Source organism: Acinetobacter sp. YH12094 (assembly GCF_013419295.1).
Lineage (GTDB): Bacteria > Pseudomonadota > Gammaproteobacteria > Pseudomonadales > Moraxellaceae > Acinetobacter > Acinetobacter amyesii.
The window spans coordinates 67,657-92,423 of record NZ_VPAK01000007.1; the positions used below are offsets into that span (position 1 = coordinate 67,657).

A 24,767-nucleotide genomic window follows, 5' to 3' on the forward strand; every position below is an offset into this window, starting at 1 on the left:
AACTAACCCATTTGTTTTTTGAATTTTGGTAAATGTTGAATGAATTCGGTGTTATCTCAACAACAAATATATGTATTTGAACAATATCTGTTTGAGCATAATAATGACAATAAAAATTGTCAAATATTCATCTGATTTGAGGAAAGTGCAGAGATTATACTAAGGAGGGCATCTAAAGCCTGTTGAATCTCATCCTTCCATGCAAAGGAACAATTTAAACGGATATATTGAGTTTTGGCTTCCACAACATTAAATAGACGGCCTGGAGCAACACCGATCTGCTGTTGAATTAAGGCTTCATAGACTGCCATACTTTCAACATTCTCCGGTAATTTTAACCAAAGAAAATAACCACTTGGATGATATTGTAATTTGCATCCAGTCGGTAGGCGGCTTTCTAAATAACGGTAAAACTGTAATTTATGTTGTTGTAGACTTTTTCTTAAGACCCGTAAATGTTTTTCATAATGATAATTTGAAATAAATTCCACCAAGGCATTTTGCAATAAGGTATTGACGGAAATCGTGCTCATAAGCTGTAAGTGTTGAATCGCTTGAGAGTATTTACCGGCGTGCACCCAACCGACCCGAAATGCAGCGCCCAAAGTTTTAGAAAAAGATGAGCAATGTAAGACCATATTATTTTGGTCAAAGTATTTCATTGAAACGGGTTTCTTGGATGCATAATACATTTCTTCATACACATCGTCCTCAATTAAATGCACATGATATTGGTGTAATAAAACGGCAATTTTTTGCTTGATTTCATCACTCACTGTGAAGCCCACAGGATTATGCGAATTCAGCATCAGCCAACAGATCTTGACGGGATAAGTTTTTAAAATATGTTCAAACGCGGTTAAATCAAAACCGTCTTGTGGATGTTCAGGTAAGGTCACCACTTTAAGGCCTAAGCGCTCTGCAGCTTGCAAGGCGCCATAGAAAATATTTTGCTGTAACACAATATAATCACCCGGTGAGGCAATGGCTTGTAAGGAAAGATTCAGTGCATCCATACAGCCTGAGGTAATCACAATATCCTCTGGATCTGTGGCAATGCCTTGCATGCAATAACGCTGTGCAATCAACTTACGAAGGGCTAAATTACCGGGTGGAAGATTATCAATGGCATCGTAACTTTTGGGATTTCGGGAAATTTGCCCCATGATTTGGGTTAACTTTTTAGAAAAAACAATGTCTTGAGATGGAAAGGCTGAACCCAATGGAATGATTTTTTCATCTTGTATTGATTTTAAATACTTAAAGACCAGAGAGTTAATTTCAACCGGTGTGTTTAAGGACACGATTTGAGTTTGTTCAGCTTCTATTTCGAGTAAGCCTTGCGCCACATAGTAGCCAGATTTCTCACGTGCATAGATTAAGCCACGTGATTCCAACTCCTGATAAGCATTCATGACCGTGATTAAACTAAAACCGGACAACTGCACTTGTTCACGTAAAGACGGAAGTTTTTCGTGCGCTTTTAAAGTGCCATTTTCAATCAGTTGACGTAGGTGCTGTGCGAGCTGTTCCGATTTATACATAGTCATCAACAAGACAAGATTCTGTTATAAATATATCAGTAAAAGAAACTTTACATTATATTTTTATAACAGATGAGTCTGTACTGTTATATGTTTTTTCAAATTCACTGTATCTAATTTTAAGCTTGAATTTTTTATAAGGTGCATTGACCACAACACTTGTGGCGTCAAATGGTATGGAAGTTAGGGAGTTGAGTATGTTTAAAGCCAGTGAATTAGAACTGTTACAACATTTACTGGTGGGTGTTCCATTGACAGATTCAACGCTGCATCTGTTGCAACAACAGCATACAAATTTAGAAGCAGTGCTTTTACGCAGTCGAATTTTGCGCCAAGTACAGCAAGTGGGCTATGTCAGTATTTGTCAGGAGCATATGAATGCCAAGGCTGAAAATGCGGCTTTTATATTTGCACCATTTATCCTAGCGAATTTGAATCAGAAGGTGATCTACGCTACACCGCAAAGTCCTGAAAATGTTGCGATATTAAATCGTTATTATCATGCTGAGGCCAAACTTAGCGCATTTAAAGTTGATGATGTTTTATCGGGACTCAATGTCTACATTGAGCTACATAATGAACAGCTATCGCCAGCAGAATACTTCTATTTTAGTTTGATCAATAGCTTATGTAATCCGAAAGTTTCCAAAATCATTTGTATTACACATCTACATATAAACCTAGAGAAATTAAAACAGCTCGCTGAATTTTTAGATGTTGAAATCCATGTCTTGGCGGATAAAGTTGAACCGATTGATTTTGATCTAAATAAAATCAATATGTTAAAGCTGCTATTTAAAGACAAAGATCAGCAATATATCGATTTATGCCAAAAATTTTCGTTTATTAATGCGCAAATTTTACAACGATTAAGTTTATATGAGTTTGATCGTGCGCAAGTCTTGGTAGAAGACATGTTTTATTCAGAGCATATCTTCGAAAAAATGTCGGTATACGGTGAATATATTCAAACGCATCTACAGCATCAAGTGAAAAAGCAGAGTCCTGCATAAGCGATAAAGATGACTAATTAAGTTTATAGCTGTGAATTGATCACTTTAAAAATGCAAAAAGCTTGTATCTAGATTTACAAGCTTTTTTAAAATTCAAATTTAAGACCAATTTATTTGGCCTAATGATCAATACAATATGATCTGATCACTAGCAAACATGAAATGTAAGATGTACATGCAATAGCGAGTTGCCATAAGTGAATAGATTATCGTTTAAGGTAGATAGGAATTATCTGCACCAACGACAAACGCTACACCAATACAGAATAAAAGCACATAGATTGAGAACCAAATAATGGCACGTTTAAAGGCCTTATCTGAAATTTCACTGTCTGCATATTTTTGCGGTTTTTTAGGCTCTTGATTGCTCATAAGATGTACTCTAAATCCCTAGTAGTTATAGGTGATTATTGGGGTATAACATCTTAAAGCATAGATACAACATTCATCTAAATTTCTATAACAGTTATAGTTTGGAAGGAAGCTTCATCTCTTAATCCATTAATAAACTATGATATTGGTCAGTTCTTTTTCTCAAAAAGTCCCAAACCAATTTAATGCGTGGCTCATGTTGTAAATCGACTAAGGTCAGCATCCAAAAGGTATGTACAAAACGAACATCTTGCGCTAAGACCTGTTCTAATTCGGGTTTTTCCTCGGCCAAAAATTTGGGCAATATTGCCAATCCTGCACCCGCACTCACGGCAATTTGTTGTGCCAAAATACTACTACTTCTAAAGTTAGCATTGAGCTGAATAGGTAAGCGCTCTAAACAATACAGTTCTGGGCTATAGACTAGATCATCTATATAGTTCACAAAAGTGTGTGATTTTAAATCTTCTAATGTATGAATGGGTTGCGTGTTTTTTAGGTATTCTTTACTGCCATAAATCTTTAAACAATAGTCTGCCAGTCGAGTAATGATATAGGGGCCGGATTTCGGCCGATCAATGGAAATAACAATATCTGCTTCACGATGTGAAAGCTTGATCATTTTCGGCACTGGAATAAGGTCGATAGTCAATAGAGGGTATTTTTTGGACAATTCTGCCAAGAGCTGTGTCAAAAATGCTGTTCCAAACCCTTCGGGTGTGCCAATTCGCACACGACCTTGCATAGGTTGGTTAGGTTTTTCGATTTGTAAAAAAGCCTGTTCCATTTGTTCAACGCGAGGAACCAGTGCCAAACCTTCTAAAGTGAGCTCATAACCTGTGGCTTCACGTTTAAATAATGGCGTGCCTAAAGCCAGTTCTAGCGCATGTATACGTCGAGAAACCGTACTGTGCTCAACACCGATAATACGTGCGGTATTGGTTAGGGTTTTCGCACGAGCCAAAACCAAAAAATACTGTAAATGATCCCAATCTACTTTCATTGTTATTGTCATCCCTGTGCATATTTGCACATCAATCGTGCGTGAATCTCTATTGGTAGTCAAAATTTTCTTTGCTAGTTTGAAGTGAATTGGAAAATATAAATATAAGGCTTTTGGATATTTTCTAAGTCAGTACAAAACAATAAGTGCCTATGGAGAGGTCATGAACACAATGTCAAATATTCAGTCAGCGACGGCTAAATTATTAATTAACGGTAAATTTGTAGAGTCAAACACTACAGAGTGGCAAGACATTCTAAATCCTGCAACTCAAGAGGTTTTAGGTCGTGTACCAATGGCGACTATGGAAGAAGTGGATGCAGCGATTGCTTCAGCGCAAGAGGCGTTTAAAACTTGGCGCTTAACACCCGTTCAAGCACGTATGCGCATTATGCTGAAACTACAAGATCTGATCCGTAGCAATATGAAAGACATTGCCCGTGTACTGACGGCTGAGCAAGGAAAGACGCTAGCAGATGCCGAGGGTGATATTCAACGTGGTTTAGAAGTCGTTGAGCATGCGTGTTCGGTTGGCACACTTCAAATGGGCGAATATATAGAAGGTGTTGCACGTGGTGTGGATACCTATACCTTGCAACAACCTTTGGGTGTATGTGCAGGAATTACGCCATTTAACTTTCCAGCGATGATTCCACTGTGGATGTTCCCAATGGCCATTGTCAGTGGAAATACCTTTGTTTTAAAGCCATCTGAACAAGATCCATTATCGACTATGATGCTTGTTGAACTTGCGATTGAAGCCGGTATTCCAGCAGGCGTATTGAACGTAGTGCATGGTGGTAAGGACGTCGTTGATCGTTTATGCACACATCAAGCTATTAAGGCCATTTCATTTGTAGGCTCTACAGCCGTTGGTACACATGTATATAACCTTGCAGGACAGCATGGAAAACGTGTGCAGTCGATGATGGGGGCTAAAAACCATGTGGTTGTGATGCCAGATGCCAATAAAGAACAAACTTTAAATGCTCTCGTTGGTGCAGCATTTGGTGCGGCTGGTCAGCGTTGTATGGCTTTGTCGGTTGCTGTCATGGTTGGTGAAAGTAAAGAATGGGTCAATGAACTGGTTGAAAAAGCCAAAACGCTGAAGGTCAATGCAGGGCATGAGCCGAATACCGATATTGGCCCAGTTATTTCACCTCGCGCAAAAGCACGTGTACTGGATTTAATTCAAAGCGGTGTAGAGCAAGGTGCGGAGTTGCTGCTGGATGGTCGTGATGTTCAAGTCATTGGCTATGAGCAAGGAAACTTTGTCGGAGCAACGATTTTTAATCAAGTTTCAACCGATATGCGCATCTATACCGAAGAGATCTTTGGGCCCGTATTAGCCATTATTCATGTCGATACTCTGGAGCAGGCGATTGAATTGATTAATGCCAATCCATTCGGCAACGGTGTTGGACTATTTACACAAAGTGGTGCAGTCGCTCGTACATTCCAAAGCGATATCGATATTGGTCAAGTAGGTATCAATATTCCAATTCCTGTACCAGTTCCTTTCTTTAGCTTTACAGGATCGCGTGGTTCAAAACTGGGTGACTTAGGTCCATATGGTAAGCAAGCGGTTCAGTTCTATACACAAACCAAAACCATCACCAGTCGTTGGTTCGAAGATACACAAGAAAAAGGTGAAGTGAATACCACCATTAACCTACGTTAATTTAGGAGTTCAAGGATGAATATTGCCTTTATCGGTTTAGGAAACATGGGCGGGAAAATGGCCCAAAACCTACTCAAAGCAGGTTTTACGGTTTACGGTTTCGACTTAAGCGAAATTGCGATTCAGTATTTTACTGAAGCAGGTGGCATCGTTTGCCAAAGTCCACAAGATGCTGCGAAACAAGCAGATGTTGTAATTAGCATGTTGCCCGCTGCCAAGCATGTCAAAGAGGTGTACTTGGGAGAAAATGGTGTGTTGGCGGTAATGAAAGCAGGAAGCTTATGTATCGATAGCAGTACCATTGATCCGCAAACCATTAAGGACATAGCCGAGGCAGGTGCTGCACATCAGATAAAAATCTGTGATGCACCTGTTTCAGGCGGAACTATTGGTGCTCAGGCAGGTACATTAACCTTTATGGTCGGTTCAGATGATCAAACCTTTGAAAGAACCAAAGCGGTATTGGGCCACATGGGTAAAAACATTGTGCATTGTGGTGATGTGGGTGCAGGTCAAATTGCGAAAATTTGCAATAACTTGATTCTTGGTATTTCCATGGCAGCCGTTGCTGAAGGTATGGCGCTCGGTGCGCGTCTAGGGATTGATCCTCAAGCCTTAGCAGGTGTGGTGAATAGTTCGAGCGGACGTTGCTGGAGTTCGGATGTATGTAATCCATGGCCGGGTATCTCAGCAAATGCACCTGCGGGACGTGGCTATACCGATGGTTTTGCAACGCAGTTGATGTTGAAAGATTTAGGACTGGCTGTAGAAGCCGCAGGACAAGTCAAACAGCCGATTATTTTAGGCGGACTGGTTCAGCAAATGTATCAACAGCTGTGTTTACAAGGTAATGCACACTTAGATTTTTCAAGCATTGTGCAGCAATACTTACCTAAGGACGCTTAATCGCTTTGAACACCAATCTAGCCTAGGGATGGCTAAAAATACTAACACTCGTGTCGGAATAACAATAAATTGAGACTGAGGTAGAGAAGATGTCGAATTATCAAGATGTTGCAAAGGCATTTGACTTAAATCATGCTGCCAAAGAAATGTTATCAGGCTCTTTAGAGCAATTAAATGCATGTTATGAATGCTGCGACCGTCATGCGATTGATCAAAATAAGGTCGCACTATATTGGCAAGGTAAAGATGGGCGGAAAGAACAATATACCTTTGCAGAGCTGCAACAGTGGTCGAGCCAATTTGCCAATTTTTTAAAGTCACAGGGTGTGCAAAAAGGTGATCGTGTATCGGGTTTATTACCTCGTACAGTTGAATTACTTGTGGTTATTTTAGGTACTTGGCGAATAGGTGCTGTATATCAACCGCTATTTACCGCCTTTGGCCCCAAAGCCATTGAACATCGTTTACACCTTGCACAAAGCAAATTGGTGATTAGCGATGTTGGTAATCGCAGTAAATTAGATGAAGTCGCACATTGTCCTCAAATCGTTACTGTTGCAGATCCAGCGGGTCAAGGGATACAACAGGGAGATTTAAACTTTTGGGATGAAGTAAACGCACAGTCTACAGATTGTGAAATTGTCCTACAGAGCATCAATGATCCATTTCTTTTGATGTTTACTTCAGGTACTACAGGTCCTGCAAAGCCCTTAGAAGTCCCGCTTAAAGCTTTGATCGCTTTTGGTCAATATATGAAAAATGCGGTAGGACTGCGTGAAGATGATTCGTTTTGGAATATTGCCGATCCGGGTTGGGCTTATGGTTTGTATTACGGAATTACTGGGCCACTTTTACTTGGACATGCAACACTCTTTTACGAAGGTGGTTTTAGCATTGATAGTTTGTGTCAGATCGTAGATGACTACAAAGTGACGAACCTTGCAGGCGCACCGACAGCGTATCGAATGATGATGGCGGCTGATCCTGAACAAATGGCAAAACTCAAAGGGAAATTTAGAGTCGTGAGTAGTGCTGGAGAGCCGCTTAACCCTGAAGTGTTCCGTTGGTTTAAACAAGTCCTCGATGCACCGATCTTTGACCATTATGGTCAGACTGAAGTTGGTATGGTGGTGTGTAATCACCATGGTTTACAACATGATATTCGCGCAGGTGTCGCAGGTTATGCCAGTCCGGGATATCGCGTGGCGGTTGTTGATGAACAAGGGCAAGAGCTAGCTGCAGGAACGCCAGGAGTACTGGCTGTCGATATTAGTCAATCACCGATGATGTGGTTTGGTGGCTATAAAGAAAGTCGTAAGTCACCCTTTGTAAAGCATTATTACCTCACGGGTGATACCGCAGAATTACACGCAGATGGCAGTATGAGCTTCGTTGGTCGTAATGATGATGTGATTACCACATCAGGTTATCGTATCGGGCCATTCGATGTTGAAAGCGCTTTACTTGAGCATGATGCAGTGATTGAAGCTGCGGTCATTGGTGTACCTGATCCGGATCGGACAGAAATTGTAAAAGCTTTTGTGATTTTAGCTGAGCATGTCACAGCGTCAGAAGAGTTAGCAGAGCAACTAGGGCAATTTGTGAAAAAGCGCTTATCTGCACATGCTTATCCACGATTGGTGGAGTTTGTTCAAGAACTGCCGAAAACCCCAAGTGGAAAAATTCAGCGTTTCTTATTAAGAAATCAAGAGATTGCGAAACAATCCACGCAGCATGCAAGTTAAATGACGTAACGATTAACTCTAAATTAATGCCGAACAATCAGGATCAAAATCAAGCTTTCATTCAGTTCTAGTCATTTTCAAACTGGATGGAAGCAATTGATTGATGTACAGGAAGATAAGATGCAATTTACCGAAGAACAATTATTAATTCAGGACATGGCACGCAGTTTCGCACAGGAACAAATTAAACCTCAAGCGGCTGAATGGGATAAACACGGTACCTTTCCCAAAGCGGCTTTAGCGCAGATGGGGGAACTGGGTTTATTGGGTATGTTGGTATCAGATGAATGGGGTGGTTCAGATACAGGTAATCTTGCCTATGTTATGGCTCTAGAAGAGATTGCAGCGGCAGATGGGGCAACCTCAACCATTATGAGTGTACATAACTCGGTAGGCTGTGTTCCTATTGCTAAATTTGGCACAGAAGAACAGAAGCAGAAATATTTAGTGCCTTTAGCACAAGGCAAAATGATCGGTGCATTTGCATTAACTGAGCCACATACGGGTTCAGATGCTGCTGCCATTAAAACTCGTGCAGTAAAAGATGGCAATGAATGGGTGATTAATGGTGCTAAGCAGTTTATTACCTCGGGACATAATGCAGGGGTCATTATTGTCTTTGCTGTGACTGACCCAAGTGCAGGGAAAAAAGGCATGAGTGCTTTTATTGTACCAAGAGAAACACCCGGTTATGAAGTGATTCGTACTGAAGAAAAGCTTGGATTACATGCCTCAGATACCTGCCAAATTGCACTCACAGACGTGCGTGTGCATGAAAGCCTAATGTTAGGAAAAGAAGGTGAAGGTTTGAAAATTGCCTTATCAAATCTAGAAGGCGGTCGTATTGGTATAGCGGCGCAAGCAGTTGGTCTTGCACGTGCAGCATTAGAAGAAGCAACCCGATATGCCAAAGAGCGTATTACTTTTGGTAAACCAATTTTTGAACATCAGGCAGTTGCGTTCCGATTGGCAAGTATGGCAACAGAAATAGAGGCCGCACGCCAATTGGTCTATCACGCGGCACGTTTAAAAGAAGCAGGACAACCTTGTTTAAATGAAGCGTCTATGGCCAAGCTTTTTTCGTCTGAAATGGCTGAGCGTGTTTGCTCCGCAGCATTACAAGTCTTTGGAGGCTATGGCTATCTCAAAGATTTCCCGATAGAGCGTATATATCGTGATGCACGTATTTGCCAAATCTATGAAGGTACGAGTGATATCCAACGTTTAGTAATTGCTCGCAGCTTATAACGTGGTCATTAAGACATTTAAAACGACAAGGCTTCAGACGAAGCCTACTTATAAATATTGAACATATATAGGGATATCACATGCAATTTGAAACGATTCTGCTCGAAAAAAACAATGGTGTTGGACTCATTACTTTAAATCGTCCTCAGGCCTTAAATGCATTAAATAGCACATTAATTCAAGACCTTAATTTGGCGTTGGATGATTTAGATCGAGATCCTGCCATCGGTTGTATGGTTATTAGAGGTTCAGAAAAAGCCTTTGCCGCTGGCGCAGATATTAAAGAAATGGCTGAACTGAGTTTTCCGAATATTTATTTGGATGATTTTTTTCATCTGGCAGATCGAATTGCTCAGCGCCGTAAACCTTTAATTGCAGCTGTTAGTGGTTATGCGTTAGGTGGAGGCTGTGAGTTAGCGCTCATGTGTGACTTTATTTACTGTGCCGACAATGCAAAATTCGGTTTACCAGAAGTGACTTTAGGAGTAATCCCAGGGATAGGTGGGACACAGCGCTTAACGCTTGCTATAGGTAAGGCCAAAGCTATGGAAATGTGTCTGACTGCCAGACAAATGGGCGCAGTAGAAGCAGAGCAGAGTGGTTTAGTTGCTCAAGTCTTTCCTAAAGAGGAGTTGGTCGAAAAGACCTTAAAAGCTGCTGAAAAAATAGCCGAAAAATCTGTAGTCGCAACCATGATGATCAAAGAGTCAATTAATCGTGCATTTGAAGTCAGTTTGCAAGAAGGTTTACGCTTTGAACGTAGAACATTCCATTCGATTTTTGCAACTCAAGACCAAAAAGAAGGCATGCAAGCATTTGTTGAAAAGCGCCAAGCCAATTTTAAAGACAATTAAAAATAAAAAAGGATTATATGGATATGAGTACAAATAACTTAATGATTGAAGAACATGGACATTTAGGCCAAATCAGTTTAGATCGCGTGGCAAGTTTAAATGCCTTGTCTTTGGAAATGATTCAGGGGATTCAACAGCAATTAGCACTATGGGCTGATCAAACCAATATTCATGCTGTACTTATTCGCTCAAATAGTCCCAAAGCATTTTGTGCAGGTGGAGATATTCGCTATCTCTATGATAGTTATATGAATGGTAGAGATGATCATCAAGCTTATTTTCAAGCTGAGTATGAAATGCTGAACACCATTCGTTCGTATGAAAAACCCATTATTGTCATACTCGATGGCTATGTACTTGGCGGTGGATTTGGCTTAGCCCAAGCATGTCATGTGCTTGTCAGCAGCGAAAAGTCTAGATTTGCCATGCCTGAAACTGCCATTGGATTTTTCCCAGATGTGGCTGCGACACACTTTTTATCCCGTTTAGATGATATTGGTGTGTACATGGCAACTACGGGCGATCAAATCAGTGCTAGCGATGCGTTGTATCTAGATTTGATTGACTACCATGTTCCGAGTGAGCAACTTGTTCAATTAGAAGAAGATTTAAGAAATTCCAAGCATCTCAGCAAAGAAAATATTGAACAATTGATTGCGAAATATATTACTCGACCAGCGGAAAGTAAACTTAGTCAAAATGCAGATTTAATTCGTAAGCATTTTGGTTTTGAGAGCATTGATGCCATTGAAAATAGTCTTGAAAATGAACAGCATAATGATGCTCAAGCGTGGGCGTTAAAAATACGCAATACCTTGGAACAACGATCTCCAATCGCGAAAAGGATCAGTTTGCAACTCCAACATTTAGGTCGAGGTCTTTCACTAAAGCAATGCATGCAAATTGAACGACATTTACAAGACGTTTGGTTTCAACATGGCGATATTGTTGAAGGTGTGCGTGCATTAATTGTGGATAAAGACAAACAGCCAAAGTGGCAACAGTCTAGTCCGACTTTAGACAAAATAATGGAGGAAATATCTATTTAATCAGTAGGTTTATATTTTTAACGGTTCAAACCCTTGGTCAATATTCATATTTGATTTTATGTTCGATATGAACCAGTGACTCAGCGTAAATTAAACACATATAAGATCTAAAAATATTGATTTTCATGAAGAAAATCATCATACAAATCAAGCATCGTGAAAATGCAACGTAGAAATATCTTGCAGAATAAGGAAGATAACAATGCAAAATGTACAGGGAAACACAGCTCCACCAGCTAAGTCCTCGCATCGTTTAGCGGGTATTTCCAGCATGGTGGGTACAACCATCGAATGGTATGACTTTTTTATCTATGGTGCTGCCGCAGCACTCATTTTCAATCGACTTTTTTCCCAAATCTTGATCCCTTAACTGGCGTATTGGCAGCATTTGCTACCTATGCTGTAGGCTTTATTGGTCGACCACTTGGTGGCATTGTTTTTGGCCATTTTGGCGATAAAATTGGTCGTAAATCAATGTTATTGGTCACACTAATGTTGATGGGTATTCCCACAGTGATGATTGGGTTGTTACCGACATTTGAAACCATTGGTTATTGGGCAACGGTCTGTTTAATTATTTTAAGATTTATACAGGGCATGGCCATGGGTGGAGAATGGGGCGGAGCAGTCCTCATGGCGGTAGAGCATGCGCCAGCGGGTAAAAAAGGCTTTTGGGGAAGTTTACCGCAAGCCAGTACAGGTGGTGGTTTATTGCTCGCTTCGGTGGCTTTAGGCTTAGTCTCAATGTTACCTGAAGAAGCGTTATTTAGCTGGGGTTGGCGTCTACCATTTTTAGCCAGCATTATTTTACTGGCTGTAGGTTGGTATATTCGTGTAAAAGTACCTGAATCACCAGACTTTGAAAAAGTTAAAGCGCAAACCGAAACAATTAAAGTTCCAGCAAAACAGGTATTGAAGAATCATCCTAAGCAGTTGATTACGATTATTTTATCTCGAGCTGCTGAAAATGCTTGGTTCTATTTGGCATCGACATTTGCTTTAGCCTATACCACCACACAGCTAAATATTCCTAGGCAAGATATCTTGTTTGCAACGATTTGTGGTGCTGCAGTCATCATGGTTATTACGCCAATTTTTGGACATTTGTCTGATAAAGTTGGGCAAAAAAACATGTTTAGATTTGGTTTATGCGTACTGGCTTTATACAGCTATCCATTTTTTGCGATGTTAAATACTAAAGATCCAGTATTGGTTTGGACGGCCATTGTGATTGGTATTGGTGTGGTTTTTCCTTTGATGTATGCGCCGCAGTCACAGTTATTTTCGCGCCAATTTCCAGCAGAAATACGTTATAGCGGTATTTCAATCTCAGTTCAATTTGCAGGCGTGCTAGGTGGTGGTTTAGCACCATTAATCGCGACGAAATTGCTGAGTATTGGTGATGGAAGCCCTAATTTAATTATTGCCTATATTTCAGGCTTTGCAGTGATTGCGATTATTGCATCATCATTCTTAAAGCCGGATCAAATAGAGCGAAAGGCAAATGCATTTAGCAGTGAGAAAATCAAATCTTCCTAAATCAACAATCAGGAAAACAATTGATTGATTTAAATATAGAAATACATATGTACAGCCATAACAACAATTGTTATGGCTTTTTCTTGTCTAAGGATTGTGGCAGGACAAATTTATTTTTAGCGAAGCTTAGGAACATAGCAATTTGAATACAGTTGATGTGCAAGAGCTGTGAATTATCATCTTTGTAAATAAAGTTGAAGCATTTCGTATAATGTATATTATGTTAAATTAAGGTAATATGCAAACCTAAACACGATACTGACCTATTGTCTGGCTTACGTAATTCTCTGATTCTTTAATTGGCACAAAAACTATTCTTATTTTCTCACATTGATCACTTGTTTAATGCTTTGATTCCAAAAAATTGTCACATGACGTTTTTCTTAGGATTTAAAACAGAACATCGAAAAATGACCCTATTTTCCTAGAGTCATCTTGTTATGCGTCATATTAACGCCAAGCAATCCTCCCAGCATATTTGAAAAATTTGATAACATTTTAAAATATGCTTTGACACATATTTGGCATCTTGATCAATTCCTAAGAAACAAGCAGAACCCCATGTATATAACCATAATCATCTTTAAAATCACCAAAAAGTCCAAGCAACTATATGCTTTTTAAAGCAAATTAACGCAAGTCGATATCACAGCATGACTATGTAAAGTCGCAATCTGCTCGTAAGAAATTCCGTCTTGGGCTTGAAATTATAAAATTTTGGGCGCTGTGGAGCAGTTAAAAGTCGCAACAGGTATTTTGTTTATAGATAATCACAATGCTGATCTTGCTACGCGGTGTAAGCATACTTTTGAACCGCTAAATTGAACCATGAATCATCATAGTATCTCCTTGTACTGAGCCCCTTGTGATTACTCGGACCTGCTCTCACCTTTACATACAACCGACATTCCTCCTTCCCATTTCAGTCCATTGCACTGCAATTCACTTAATAATTCAACTGCTGAGATGTTGTTTAAACTCGTATAGTGTTGTTGAAAAAGTTACATTTATTTTCTCTTTAAATTTACAAACGTGTATTGTGTTATGCATCTTCATGCTGATTTTTCAAAACCAATTATCATCACTCCGCAAGATTACCATTGGGTCAAATCTCCAGGCGGTCAAGTCAATCGTATGATACTTGACCGAATTGGTGCAGAAAAAGCGCGCGCAACCAGTGTGGTTGAATTTTCGCCACAGACTCCATTCACTGAACATACGCACCCCCTTGGTGAAGAGGTTTTGGTCTTAACTGGAACATTTACTGAAAATGAGGATCAACACTATCTTGCAGGATGGTATATGCGTAATCCACATCAATCTAGCCATCGGGTATCGAGTGAAATGGGTTGCCAAATTTTTGTCAAACTCATGCAAATGACAAAACATGAAGTGACTCCAACACGCATTAATACTCATGACCCAAAGCATTGGCGTATTCAGCAAGGCCGAGAAATCTGCTCCTTATTTAAATCAAATGTTGAACAGACTTTTTTGGAAAAATTAAAACCCAATCAATGCATGGCTGAAAGTGCTGAACATGGCATTGAAATTTTTATCCTTGCAAGGTGCGCTTAGCTCAGCACACCATGTATATCCTACGGGAACCTGGATGCGCTTCCCTTCAGATTATGTTATTGATCTACACGTCACCGAATCAGGTGCAACGCTGTGTATCAAAGCGGACATTTGCAACATGCCAGAGACGTTTGGACAGATGAATTGAATATGTGAAGAGCTTATATCTGTTGCTTTAAGACATGATCTGCCTGAAAATTTTTATATGTTAAGCGTTCTGCTGTGTCATGGGGTAAAGGTTCTACCACTTGTAGACTGTTGAGACAACGCTCGGTTAACTCAATGTACTGCGCCGTACCATGACGTTTCCAAGCAATTTCTTGATCGGTTAAGGCTCTCACCACCCGTGCAGGACTGCCCAATACCAGCATATTATTAGGAATCTCTGCTTTTGCCTTAACTGTACTGTTGGCACCTATAATCACATTTTCCCCAATCACAGCTTCATCGAGAATCACACTATTCATGCCAATGAGGGCATTCTTGCGTACCACACAGCCATGCAAAATAGCACCATGCCCCACATGACTACACTCTTCCACCAAGGTCACACTGTTTGGAAAGCCATGAATGGTACAAGAATCTTGTACATTGGCATTTTTTTGAATATGAATACGGCCAAAATCAGCACGTAAGGCAGCAAAAGGTCCAATATAAACCCCTGCCTCAATAATCACATCGCCAATCAACACGGCGTTTGGGTGTACAAAAGCCTGAGGATCGACCACTGGAATCACGCCATCAATGGCATAGCACGGCATTGTTATATCCTTATTGTTAATTTTAAATTAGACGCTAATTTAATAGCTCAAATCTGGCTGTTTTAAACCACCAAAACGTTTATAAAACTGTGGGTGTGCAGGCGGCATACTGCCTTCAGCCGTACGTGCAACATTTAAGAAAAACTCATCGCCTGCCATAAACACCGCCTGATACAAATTGGTACTTAAATTACGTGCAATTAACGACAGCCAGTCCGTCGGTAACAACTCAAATGGTAAATTTGGATCTTTGAGTAAAATACGACGGAACTGATGAATCAATAAGATACGAATTTGAAAGGCTTGGACAGCATCTATGTCTTCATCTTGCTCGACAAAATAGAAAAACTCACGAAAATCACTAATGAATTTTTCATAGCGTTGATGTAATTCTTGAATGGGCCAATTCACAACCACCATACGTTTAATGGTGGGATAAGATTCTTGCCAAAGTTCTAGGGTTTCGGCACGAAATACTACGACTTGATCGGTCATTTGATGACTGAGTAATAAATTTTGCAGCTTTTGTTGATCACAGCCCGGATACGCCATGACATTGGTCGCGATATTGGCAAAACCTAACCATTCAAGCTCTTTCTTTAAGACCAATTTATTTTCAAGTTCAACTGAGCTAAGGAGCACCAAGTCCCACTTTTTATCCCAATCTTTATGACTAAAGCCATAAATTTTCTGATCAGCCATGATAAAACGCTGACGACTACTTTCCGTAATACGGTAATAACTGGTGCGCCCAATTTTCTCTGAACTGAGCCAGCCATTTTGTACCAAACGAAAGACCGCAGTACGTACTGAACGTTCATTCAAGCCAAATACGTCCATTAGCTGAATTAAGCTCGCAAGACTGATGACACCGCCACGGTGATAAATGCTATCACCAAAAATGGTCATGACCAATGAAGTCCCACTGAGCGCTTCACGTTGAATAAACTCATCAATAATTTGTTTTAATTTAGGATTCATTGCGTTTTCATTTACCTGTGAATTGCCTGATGAGCCTAGTCATCAGGCATGTTCATTTAAGCGGATTGTCGAATATCAAACACGCGCTGCGCTTTGCCTTCAGAGCGAGGTAAACTCCCTTCATTCAGCACTTCAACACTCACACTAATCCCCACCATGGTTTTAATCTGTGATTTTAATTGGTTTGCAAGCTGTGACGCCAATTGTGAACTGCTATCTTGACGCATTTCGGTGCGAATATGCAATGTATCCAAGTGTCCTTGCTTACAAATATGAATCTGATAATTCGCAATTAATTGTGGAATTTGCAAAATTTGCTCTTCAATTTGTGATGGGAACACATTCACACCACGAATAATCATCATGTCATCACTGCGACCGACAATTTTATCCATACGACGCATGGTACGTGATGTGCCTGGCAGTAAACGTGTCAGATCACGGGTACGATAACGAATAACCGGCATGCCTTCTTTGGTAATTGTCGTGAATACCAATTCACCCAGCTCACCATCTTGCACCACTTCGCCTGTTTCAGGATTGATAATTTCTGGATAAAAATGATCTTCCCAAATGGTTGGGCCATCTTTGGACTCTAAACATTCCATTGCCACCCCAGGACCCATGACCTCAGATAAGCCATAAATGTCTAAGGCATCAATACCTAAACGCGTTTCAATTTCTTTACGCATTTCATTGGTCCAAGGTTCAGCACCAAATACACCAGTTTTAATAGAACAGTCTTTGGCTGAACCAAACTTTTTCTCAAGAGCTTCAATGATATTCAAGCAATACGATGGTGTCACCATGAGTGCTGTTGGTTTAAAATCGTGAATTAACTGCGCTTGTTTGTCTGTTTGCCCGCCTGACATTGGAATGACAGTAGCACCCAAACGCTCTACGCCATAATGTGCACCTAAGCCACCGGTAAATAAACCATAACCATACGACACTTGAATGGTGTCTTTACTGCTTAGCCCTGCAGCACGCAGCGATCGTGCGACTACGTCCGACCAGATATTGATGTCATGTTCGGTATAGCCAACCACCGTCGGTTGACCTGTGGTGCCCGATGAAGCATGTACGCGCACAATTTGCTCTTGAGGCACCGCAAACATGCCAAATGGATAATTGTCACGTAAATCTTTTTTGGTGGTAAAAGGAAATTTTGCTAAGTCCTCAAGATGTTTAAAATCATCCGGATGTACACCTGCTTCATCAAACTTTTGCTTATACACCGTGCTGTTATGATAAGCATGATTGAGCGTCTTTTTTAAACGCTCAACTTGCAGTTGACGTAATTCATCTACAGATGCGGTTTCGATGTGTTCCATTGCATTTTTATTCATTGTCTTGCTCCTTACGCAGTCATCGCGACAGCTTGTTTTATGTCAATCAATTACGTCCTGAATTGATATTTTCGAGTATTAAGGCAACACCTTGCCCAACACCGACACACATGGTGCACAGCGCATATTTTCCTTGTTGAATTTTCAGTTGATGCATTGCGGTAAGGACTAAACGTGTACCACTCATGCCAAGTGGATGGCCCAAAGCAATGGCACCACCATTTGGATTGATACGTGCATCATCATCCGCTAAACCCAGTTCACGAATCACAGCTAAAGCTTGTGCTGCAAAGGCTTCATTGAGTTCAATCACATCCATTTGCTCTAAAGTTAAGCCCGTTTGTGCTAAAACTTTACGCACTGCAGGTACAGGCCCAATACCCATATAACGTGCTTCTACACCAGCACTTGCGATCCCTAAAACTTTCACTTGGGGAGTTAAACCATGCTGCTCAGCAAAGGCGTTATTACCTAAGAGTAAACATGCAGCACCATCATTGACACCTGATGCATTGCCTGCTGTGACTGAACCTCCTTCTTTACGAAATGGTGCTTTAAGTGCATTTAAAGCTTCTAGTGTGGTTTCTGCACGTGGATGTTCATCTAGAGCAACACGCACTACACCTTTTTTGCTTTTAATCTCGACTGGTAAAATCTCACGCTCAAAGCGACCTTCAGCCTGTGCTTTTGCGACTTTTTGCTGACTGTTGTAGGCAAATTGGTCTTGATCGGCACGGCTGATATTGTATTTTTCTGCCACGTTTTCAGCAGTTTCAGGCATGCTGTCGACGCCAAAATTGGCTTTAAATAGCGGATTGATAAAACGCCAACCAATAGTGGTATCAAAAATTTCAGGTGTACGGCTAAATGCACTCGTCGGTTTAGACTGAACAAAGGGCGCTCGAGACATGCTTTCCACACCACCTGCCAAGACAAACTGCGCTTCACCCGATTTAATCGCACGTGAAGCAAGCCCCACTGCATCAAGACCTGAAGCACATAAACGATTGACTGTAATGGCAGGTACACTTTCAGGCAAGCCTGCAAGTAATGTTGCCATACGTGCCACATTACGATTGTCTTCACCGGCTTGATTGGCACAACCCAAAATCACTTCATCGACCTCCGTCCAAGGCAAATTTGGATGTTGTTGCTTCAAATACTGAATCGGCAATGCAGCCAAATCATCGGTACGAATACTACTTAAACCACCGGCATAGCGCCCAATTGGGGTACGAATCCCATCAAAAATAAATACGTCTTGCATCATTTTATCCTTAACTGGCAGCGCGTAATGGCTGCTGCGTTGACACATGTCCTTGTGCCGCTTTTTTTAATAAATATAGATTAGGACGATAACGCTCTTCACCATAAATACGATACAGATTTTGCAAAGTCTGTAAAATAATGTTGTATCCTAATTCTTGTGCCCATTGGAATGGTCCTTTAGGATAATTCACAGCAAATTTCATGGCTGAATCAATGTCTTGTTCAGACGCAATTTGATGTAAAACGGCCTCGCATCCTTCATTGACCAACATGGCAATAGTGCGCAGTACATATAATCCTGGATGATCCTGAGACCAAATCGGAATAATATTTTGGCCGATAAACAACTGTTCAATCTTTTTTTGATCTATCGCTGTACACGCTGGTGAAGCTGTAACTGCAATGGCTTTGGCTTGTGACCAATCGCCATGCCAATCCATCAACACCACTTTTTGTGATGCATAATCAATTTCGGCAGATTGCCCCATTGATAAACGTAAAGACACATCACCGATGAGAATTTCAGCCATTGGCGCCGCTTCAATACGCAGATTAATATGTAAAGATTGTTGCAATAGCTCGATCAAACCCTGTGAATGTGACCAATCACCTTTGACCACCACCTCATTTTTTTCAGGTGATTTACTGTAAATCACAGGGAGTTGATACACTTTTTTAGAATGTTCCGTTCGATAGTCATAAAAACCCTGTTGAGTTTTGCGACCGAAACAGCCTGCATCGACTAATTCTTTTTGAATTAAGGATGGACGATAACGCGGTTCATCAAAAAAGGCATCATAGACACTCTGTGTGACAGAAAAATTAATGTCTTGGCCAATTAAATCGGTCAGCTCACACGGCCCCATCGAAAAGCGTCCACATTCACGCATGATAAAATCAAGTTGCTCAGGTGTGGTGACATTTTCCTGCAAGGCACGGAAGGCTTCTGCATAATAAGGACGTGCAATACGATTGACGATAAACCCTGGGGTGGATTTTGCACGTACTGGCACTTTTTTCCATGCTGTCATCAAGCTGACTAAAGCATCAGAAATTGCTGGGTCTGTTTTTAAGCCTGCAATCACTTCCACTAACTTCATCACTGGTGCTGGGTTAAAGAAATGCAAACCGACCACGCGTTCTGGATGTGGAATATTGGCAGCAATCGCAGTAATCGAGATTGAAGATGTATTGGATGCAAAGATCGTCTCAGGCGAGCAGATATCAGCAAGCTGTTGAAATAGCTTTTGTTTAACGTCTTTGTTTTCTATAATCGCTTCTACAATCAGTTGGCTGTCTGCTAATGCGTGTAAATCCGCTGCCACGTTTAAATTGGACAAGGTCAGTTGCAAGAGATCAGCCGCCATTTTTCCGGCATCTACACGTTTTTGTAATTGCTGTTTTAGTGCGGCAAAAGCACTTTCTACACGTTGTGGATCGACATCATACACATGGGTCGGATGGCCATGCATGGCCGCCAATTGTGCAATGCCGATGCCCATGGTACCGGCACCAATCACTGCCACAGGGGCATGCTGTAAATGAAGTTCTGCCATGATTTAGCATCCTGTATATTGTGGTGTACGTTTTTGCATAAAGGCTTGTACACCTTCACGATAGTCACTGCTACGCCCTGCTAAACGCTGTAAATCACGTTCTAAAATCAATTGCTCATCGAGGCTATTAGCTGCTGCAGCATGAATGGCTTTTTTAATCAATGACAAACCATAAGTGGGTTGTGTCGCTAAATGTTCTGCCAATTTGCTGGCTTCGGCTTTCAGTTTTTCGTCTTCAACCACTTGCCAAATCATGCCCAATTGTTGTGCTTGCTCAGCAGGAATCTTATCGCCAAGCATAGCCAAAGCCATTGCTTGTGCACGACCAACCAAACGTGGCAAAAACCATGTTCCACCCGAATCTGGAACTAAACCTAAACGACAAAAGGCTTGAATAAAGGATGCTGATTTTGCAGCCAGTACAATGTCACACGCCAAAGCAATGTTGGCACCTGCACCCGCTGCTACACCATTCACTGCACACAGCACTGGTTTCGGCATTTCAGTAATCAGTTTGATCAGTGGGTTATAATACATTTCAATCGAACGGCCTAAATCAGGTGCATCGGCATTTGGATCAACCACGCGGTCACTTAAATCTTGTCCTGCACAAAAACCTCGACCTTCCGCAGAAATCACCACTGCACGAATCTCAGCATTTTTTGCCCATGCTTTGAGAACTCCTGAGACTTCTTTGTGCATAGTTTCATTAAAGCTATTGAGTTGCTTTGGACGATTAAACGTTAAATAACCGACTGCATTTTTTTCTTCGACAATAATTGTTTGGTAATCCATTACACACCTCTAAATGCGGGTTGTCTTTTTTCTAAGAAAGCTTGAATGCCTTCCTTACGATCTTGGGTTGCTGCCAACCACACAAAATGTTGACGCTCGAGTTTTAAACCCTGGCTTAGGGTCACTTCATGAATACTTTTTAGCGACTGTTTAATCACACGAATCGCTAGGGGTGCTTGCTTGGCAATTTTTTCTGCCAATTCAACGGCATATTGCACCGTTAAAGCTGTTGGGCAAATTTGACTGCTGATCCCGTGTTGCAATGCGGTCTGGGCGCTGATCATTTCACCTGTCATTGCCCAACGCATACACAGTTGCTGACCGACGAGACGTGCCAAACGCTGTGTTCCACCTGCCCCGGGCAACATGCCTAAACCAATTTCTGGTAAAGCAAATTGTGCATTTTCACCACTCAACACAATGTCACCATGCAATGCCAATTCAAAACCTGCACCTAAGGCATAACCGTTGACGGCCATAATTAAAGGCTTTGAAAACTCATCAATCCGCTTCCACAACTGTGGTCGTTGATCCTGTTGAATGCTGACCACATCAAGTTGGGCAAGCTCATTCAAATCCGCACCTGCAGCAAAGCATTGTGAATGACCTGTAATCACGACTGCACGCACTTCACGGTCTGTATCTAAGGTTGTTAGATAATCCGCGAGCTCCTGCAATGTGGCATTGTTTAAGGCATTGCGTTTTTCAGGGCGATTCAGTTCAATGAGCACCACACCGGTTTTTGGAGAACTACTTTTTAGATATTGCATGTCCATACTTTCATTCCACACAGCGTTATTCATCAAAACTTAAGCGTACATTGGCAGTGGTTGGACGGGCTTGGCAGCTCAAGACATAACCTCTTGCAACTTCATCCTCTTCAAGGCTGTAGTTGATGGCCATTTCGACTTCACCTTCAAGCACCTTACACTTACAGGTGGCACACACCCCACCTTTACAGGCATAAGGTAAATCTGCACCTGCACGTAATGCGGCATCGAGGATGCTGTCATCTTGTTTTGATACCTCAATGATCAACTCACGACCATCTAAAATAATGTTGACCTTTTCTTCACTACGTTGCGCAACTTGTTGTGCTGATGCTTTTGTAGTCGTACCTGTATTAAAGCGTTCTGTATGAATCTTGCTGCGCTCAATCCCTAGCGTCGGCAAAATTTCCTCAACGGCCGTCATCATCTCTTCTGGACCACAGGCAAAGCAGTGATCAGTATCTGTACGAATCAAACCGGCTTTGGCCAACTGCTGGAGCTTTTCAGTATCAATACGACCGTTAAAGATCTCGCTGTCATTCAATTCACGTGAAAAAATATTCACCAATTGCAAACGCTGATGAAAGCGATCTTTAAGATCCATGATTTGTTCAGCAAACATGGTTTGTTTCCATGAACGATTGCCATAAACCAGTGTAAATGTGGCATCTTGCTGACGATTCAGCACTGATTTCACGATGGATAAAATTGGCGTAATTCCACTGCCTGCAGCAAAGCCTAAATAATGTTGTCCACCGACTTTTGCTGCTTTTTGGAAAAAAACCCCTTGAGGTGGCATCACCTCTAACACATCCCCTGCTTTGAGGTTTTCATTTGCCCATGTTGAAAATTGACCTTGATCAATTTTTTTAATGGCAATACTCATATCTTCTTGCACATCGCTACAAATCGAATAGCAACGACGAATTTCACCTTGCTCTGTGAGATGGCGAATAGTCAGGTGTTGACCTGGTTGATATTGAAACGCTGAGGTTTGTTCATCTTGCACAGCAAAAGAAATACAAATGGCATTTTCCGTTTGCGGCTGGATTGATTTAATGGTTAAGGGAATAAATTGACTCATTGTTAAAATCCTTCTTTTATTTTATTGCTGTGCTGTTCAGCGCACATCGATGTCCATTAGATTAAATACATTTAAAGTAATCAAAGGGCTCTAAGCAGTCTTGGCAGCGGTATAAGGCTTTACATGCAGTAGAACTAAACTCGCTTAACAGCTGTGTATGTGCACTGCCACAATGTGGGCAAGCCACGCCATCCGTCAGCGCCACATGCGTACCACACAGATGAGATGAACCTTGTGGTGGTGCAATGCCGTATTCGCGTAGCTTTTCTTTACCTGATTCACTCATCCAATCCGTGGTCCATGCCTCAGATAAATCCACCACCACTTTGACAGGGTGAATGTCATGCGCCAATAACGCTGTTTTGATTTCGTCTTTGAGTAAATCAGTGGCAGGACAACCGCTATAGGTTGGGGTCAAACGCACCACAATCTCTTGGCTTGCATTGATTTCTACACCACGAATCATGCCCAAATCCAAGACCGATAACACCGGAATTTCTGGGTCAGACACCTGTTGTAAAATCTCCCAACATTGCTGCTCAACGTGTTGAATTCGGTTCATGTCACTCACTCCCTGTGAACGCTGTGATTACCACACCATCTCTGGATAGCTGCGTTGTAAATATTGCAACTCGGCAAGGACATAACCTAAATGTTCAGTATGCAAACCTTGCTTGGCTCCGCTACGGTAGGCTCCCTCTTGTGGTAGTTGTAGCTCGAAACGCGTTAATTCCGATTGAATCAGTTCTAACCATTTCGCAGGCAATATTGTTAAGTCAGGAATAATGCCCACTTCCACCAATTGTTTTTCATCGTTGGTCAGTGCAAATAGCTCTTCGGTAAAACGCCACAATTGATTTAAACCATGTTGCACCTTGTCATGTGCTTCTTGCGTACCCAGACTTAAGCGCTCCATCCAAGCTGTTGAAAAACGTTGGTGATACTTCACTTCTTTGAGAGACTTAATCGCAAAGGCAGACAGTTCGGCGTTGTTGCTATTGCTTAACGCGGCAAATAACAAGGCATGATAATGATCCATTAACCATTGACGTACGATGGTCTGTGCAAAGTCGCCATTGGGTTGTTCACAGAGCAGTAAATTGCGATATTCACGCTCAGTTCGGAAGTACGCTAAACGATCTTCATCACGTCCTAAACCTTCAATACTCCCTGCCAGTGAAAGCGCAGTACGTGCCTGACCTAATAAGTCCAAGCCAATATTCGCAAGTGCAATATCAAGCTCAAGTTCAGGTGCATGCCCACACCATTCCGCTAAACGATGTGACAAAATCAGTTGGCTGTCACCAATGTGTAATAGAAATTCGGATAAAACTTTATTGGTCATGCTGTGATCCTCCAATTACATATGCTCAATGCCGTGTGGAATGTTGTAAAAGGTTGGATGACGGTAAACCTTATCCAAATGTGGTTCAAAAAACTCCGCTTTTTCATCTGGTTGTGAACAAGTAATTAACTCAGATTTGACCACCCAAATACTGATACCTTCGTTGCGACGGGTATACACGTCACGCGCATTTTGTAAGGCAATTTCATCATCCGGTGCGCGTAAGCTACCCACATGTCGATGGCTTAAACCTTGTTTGCTACGTACGAAGACTTCGTATAAAGACCAATTGTTTTTGTTATCCATGATTAAACTTCCTGTATGT

The 24,767-nt window shown here is 41.3% G+C and carries 21 protein-coding genes and 2 pseudogenes; 9 read left to right on the forward strand and 14 right to left on the reverse strand.

Annotated elements, in window-relative coordinates; genetic code table 11:
* Positions 1-119: 119 nt before the first annotated feature.
* Positions 120-1,544 carry a PLP-dependent aminotransferase family protein gene (locus tag FTU34_RS07360; protein ID WP_180035257.1) on the reverse strand — a complete coding sequence of 475 codons (1,425 nt, stop codon included), beginning with the start codon at positions 1,542-1,544 and terminating at the stop codon, positions 120-122.
* A gap of 197 nt (positions 1,545-1,741) precedes the next feature.
* Here FTU34_RS07360 and FTU34_RS07365 point away from each other — a divergent pair, with 197 nt between their 5' ends.
* Positions 1,742-2,557 (forward strand): hypothetical protein, encoded by an 816-nt coding sequence (locus FTU34_RS07365; protein ID WP_180035215.1) that lies wholly within the window; start codon positions 1,742-1,744, stop codon positions 2,555-2,557.
* A gap of 213 nt (positions 2,558-2,770) precedes the next feature.
* On the opposite strand, the gene FTU34_RS07370 is transcribed toward FTU34_RS07365, so the two are convergent.
* The gene (locus FTU34_RS07370; RefSeq protein WP_168379604.1) at positions 2,771-2,929 is read right to left on the reverse strand and encodes a hypothetical protein; all 159 of its coding nucleotides are present in this window, start codon (positions 2,927-2,929) and stop codon (positions 2,771-2,773) included.
* Positions 2,930-3,050: 121 nt separating this feature from the next.
* Positions 3,051-3,932 carry a LysR family transcriptional regulator gene (locus FTU34_RS07375; protein WP_078193328.1) on the reverse strand — a complete coding sequence of 294 codons (882 nt, stop codon included), beginning with the start codon at positions 3,930-3,932 and terminating at the stop codon, positions 3,051-3,053.
* Positions 3,933-4,095: 163 nt separating this feature from the next.
* Here FTU34_RS07375 and FTU34_RS07380 point away from each other — a divergent pair, with 163 nt between their 5' ends.
* From FTU34_RS07380 to FTU34_RS07415, 8 genes and pseudogenes are all read left to right on the forward strand, one after another.
* Positions 4,096-5,613: a CoA-acylating methylmalonate-semialdehyde dehydrogenase gene (locus FTU34_RS07380; protein ID WP_180011812.1), complete on the forward strand. Its 1,518-nt coding sequence runs from the start codon at positions 4,096-4,098 to the stop codon at positions 5,611-5,613.
* Between the two features lie 15 nt (positions 5,614-5,628).
* Positions 5,629-6,519 carry a 3-hydroxyisobutyrate dehydrogenase gene (mmsB, locus tag FTU34_RS07385; protein ID WP_078193326.1) on the forward strand — a complete coding sequence of 297 codons (891 nt, stop codon included), beginning with the start codon at positions 5,629-5,631 and terminating at the stop codon, positions 6,517-6,519.
* 89 nt (positions 6,520-6,608) lie between these two features.
* Entirely contained in the window at positions 6,609-8,264 is a 1,656-nt protein-coding gene (locus FTU34_RS07390) for an AMP-binding protein (protein WP_180035214.1), read from the forward strand.
* A gap of 120 nt (positions 8,265-8,384) precedes the next feature.
* The gene (locus tag FTU34_RS07395) at positions 8,385-9,512 is read left to right on the forward strand and encodes an acyl-CoA dehydrogenase family protein (RefSeq protein WP_180035213.1); all 1,128 of its coding nucleotides are present in this window, start codon (positions 8,385-8,387) and stop codon (positions 9,510-9,512) included.
* A gap of 80 nt (positions 9,513-9,592) precedes the next feature.
* Positions 9,593-10,366 carry an enoyl-CoA hydratase gene (locus FTU34_RS07400; RefSeq protein WP_180035212.1) on the forward strand — a complete coding sequence of 258 codons (774 nt, stop codon included), beginning with the start codon at positions 9,593-9,595 and terminating at the stop codon, positions 10,364-10,366.
* 23 nt (positions 10,367-10,389) lie between these two features.
* Positions 10,390-11,415, forward strand: coding sequence for an enoyl-CoA hydratase/isomerase family protein (locus FTU34_RS07405; protein ID WP_180035211.1), 1,026 nt, complete (start codon positions 10,390-10,392; stop codon positions 11,413-11,415).
* A 202-nt stretch (positions 11,416-11,617) separates the two neighbouring features.
* Positions 11,618-12,954 (forward strand): annotated as a pseudogene (locus FTU34_RS07410) (MFS transporter).
* Between the two features lie 1,044 nt (positions 12,955-13,998).
* Positions 13,999-14,688 (forward strand): annotated as a pseudogene (locus tag FTU34_RS07415) (cupin domain-containing protein).
* Between the two features lie 5 nt (positions 14,689-14,693).
* On the opposite strand, the gene FTU34_RS07420 reads toward FTU34_RS07415, so the two are convergent.
* The 11 genes from FTU34_RS07420 to paaB form a co-directional block, all read right to left on the reverse strand.
* Entirely contained in the window at positions 14,694-15,293 is a 600-nt protein-coding gene (locus tag FTU34_RS07420) for a gamma carbonic anhydrase family protein (protein ID WP_180035210.1), read from the reverse strand.
* A gap of 39 nt (positions 15,294-15,332) precedes the next feature.
* A complete protein-coding gene (locus FTU34_RS07425; protein WP_180023690.1) occupies positions 15,333-16,274 on the reverse strand; it encodes a PaaX family transcriptional regulator C-terminal domain-containing protein in 942 nt (313 codons plus the stop codon).
* 56 nt (positions 16,275-16,330) lie between these two features.
* The gene (paaK, locus tag FTU34_RS07430) at positions 16,331-17,623 is read right to left on the reverse strand and encodes a phenylacetate--CoA ligase PaaK (protein WP_180035209.1); all 1,293 of its coding nucleotides are present in this window, start codon (positions 17,621-17,623) and stop codon (positions 16,331-16,333) included.
* Between the two features lie 46 nt (positions 17,624-17,669).
* Positions 17,670-18,890 carry a 3-oxoadipyl-CoA thiolase gene (gene pcaF, locus FTU34_RS07435; RefSeq protein WP_180035208.1) on the reverse strand — a complete coding sequence of 407 codons (1,221 nt, stop codon included), beginning with the start codon at positions 18,888-18,890 and terminating at the stop codon, positions 17,670-17,672.
* A gap of 10 nt (positions 18,891-18,900) precedes the next feature.
* A complete protein-coding gene (locus tag FTU34_RS07440) occupies positions 18,901-20,448 on the reverse strand; it encodes a 3-hydroxyacyl-CoA dehydrogenase (protein WP_180035207.1) in 1,548 nt (515 codons plus the stop codon).
* A 3-nt stretch (positions 20,449-20,451) separates the two neighbouring features.
* On the reverse strand, positions 20,452-21,243 hold the full coding sequence (gene paaG / locus FTU34_RS07445) for a 2-(1,2-epoxy-1,2-dihydrophenyl)acetyl-CoA isomerase PaaG (RefSeq protein WP_078193733.1): 792 nt from the start codon (positions 21,241-21,243) through the stop codon (positions 20,452-20,454).
* Positions 21,243-22,013, reverse strand: a complete 771-nt coding sequence (locus FTU34_RS07450; RefSeq protein WP_180035256.1) for an enoyl-CoA hydratase-related protein — start codon at positions 22,011-22,013, stop codon at positions 21,243-21,245. The genes paaG and FTU34_RS07450 overlap by 1 nt, the downstream gene beginning before the upstream one ends.
* A 25-nt stretch (positions 22,014-22,038) precedes the next feature.
* Positions 22,039-23,097 carry a 1,2-phenylacetyl-CoA epoxidase subunit PaaE gene (gene paaE, locus FTU34_RS07455; RefSeq protein ID WP_180035206.1) on the reverse strand — a complete coding sequence of 353 codons (1,059 nt, stop codon included), beginning with the start codon at positions 23,095-23,097 and terminating at the stop codon, positions 22,039-22,041.
* A gap of 61 nt (positions 23,098-23,158) precedes the next feature.
* Positions 23,159-23,659 carry a 1,2-phenylacetyl-CoA epoxidase subunit PaaD gene (gene paaD / locus FTU34_RS07460; RefSeq protein WP_180035205.1) on the reverse strand — a complete coding sequence of 167 codons (501 nt, stop codon included), beginning with the start codon at positions 23,657-23,659 and terminating at the stop codon, positions 23,159-23,161.
* Positions 23,660-23,686: 27 nt separating this feature from the next.
* Positions 23,687-24,442, reverse strand: coding sequence for a 1,2-phenylacetyl-CoA epoxidase subunit PaaC (gene paaC / locus FTU34_RS07465; RefSeq protein WP_180035204.1), 756 nt, complete (start codon positions 24,440-24,442; stop codon positions 23,687-23,689).
* Between the two features lie 15 nt (positions 24,443-24,457).
* Positions 24,458-24,748, reverse strand: a complete 291-nt coding sequence (gene paaB / locus FTU34_RS07470) for a 1,2-phenylacetyl-CoA epoxidase subunit PaaB (protein ID WP_078193737.1) — start codon at positions 24,746-24,748, stop codon at positions 24,458-24,460.
* Positions 24,749-24,767 lie beyond the last annotated feature (19 nt).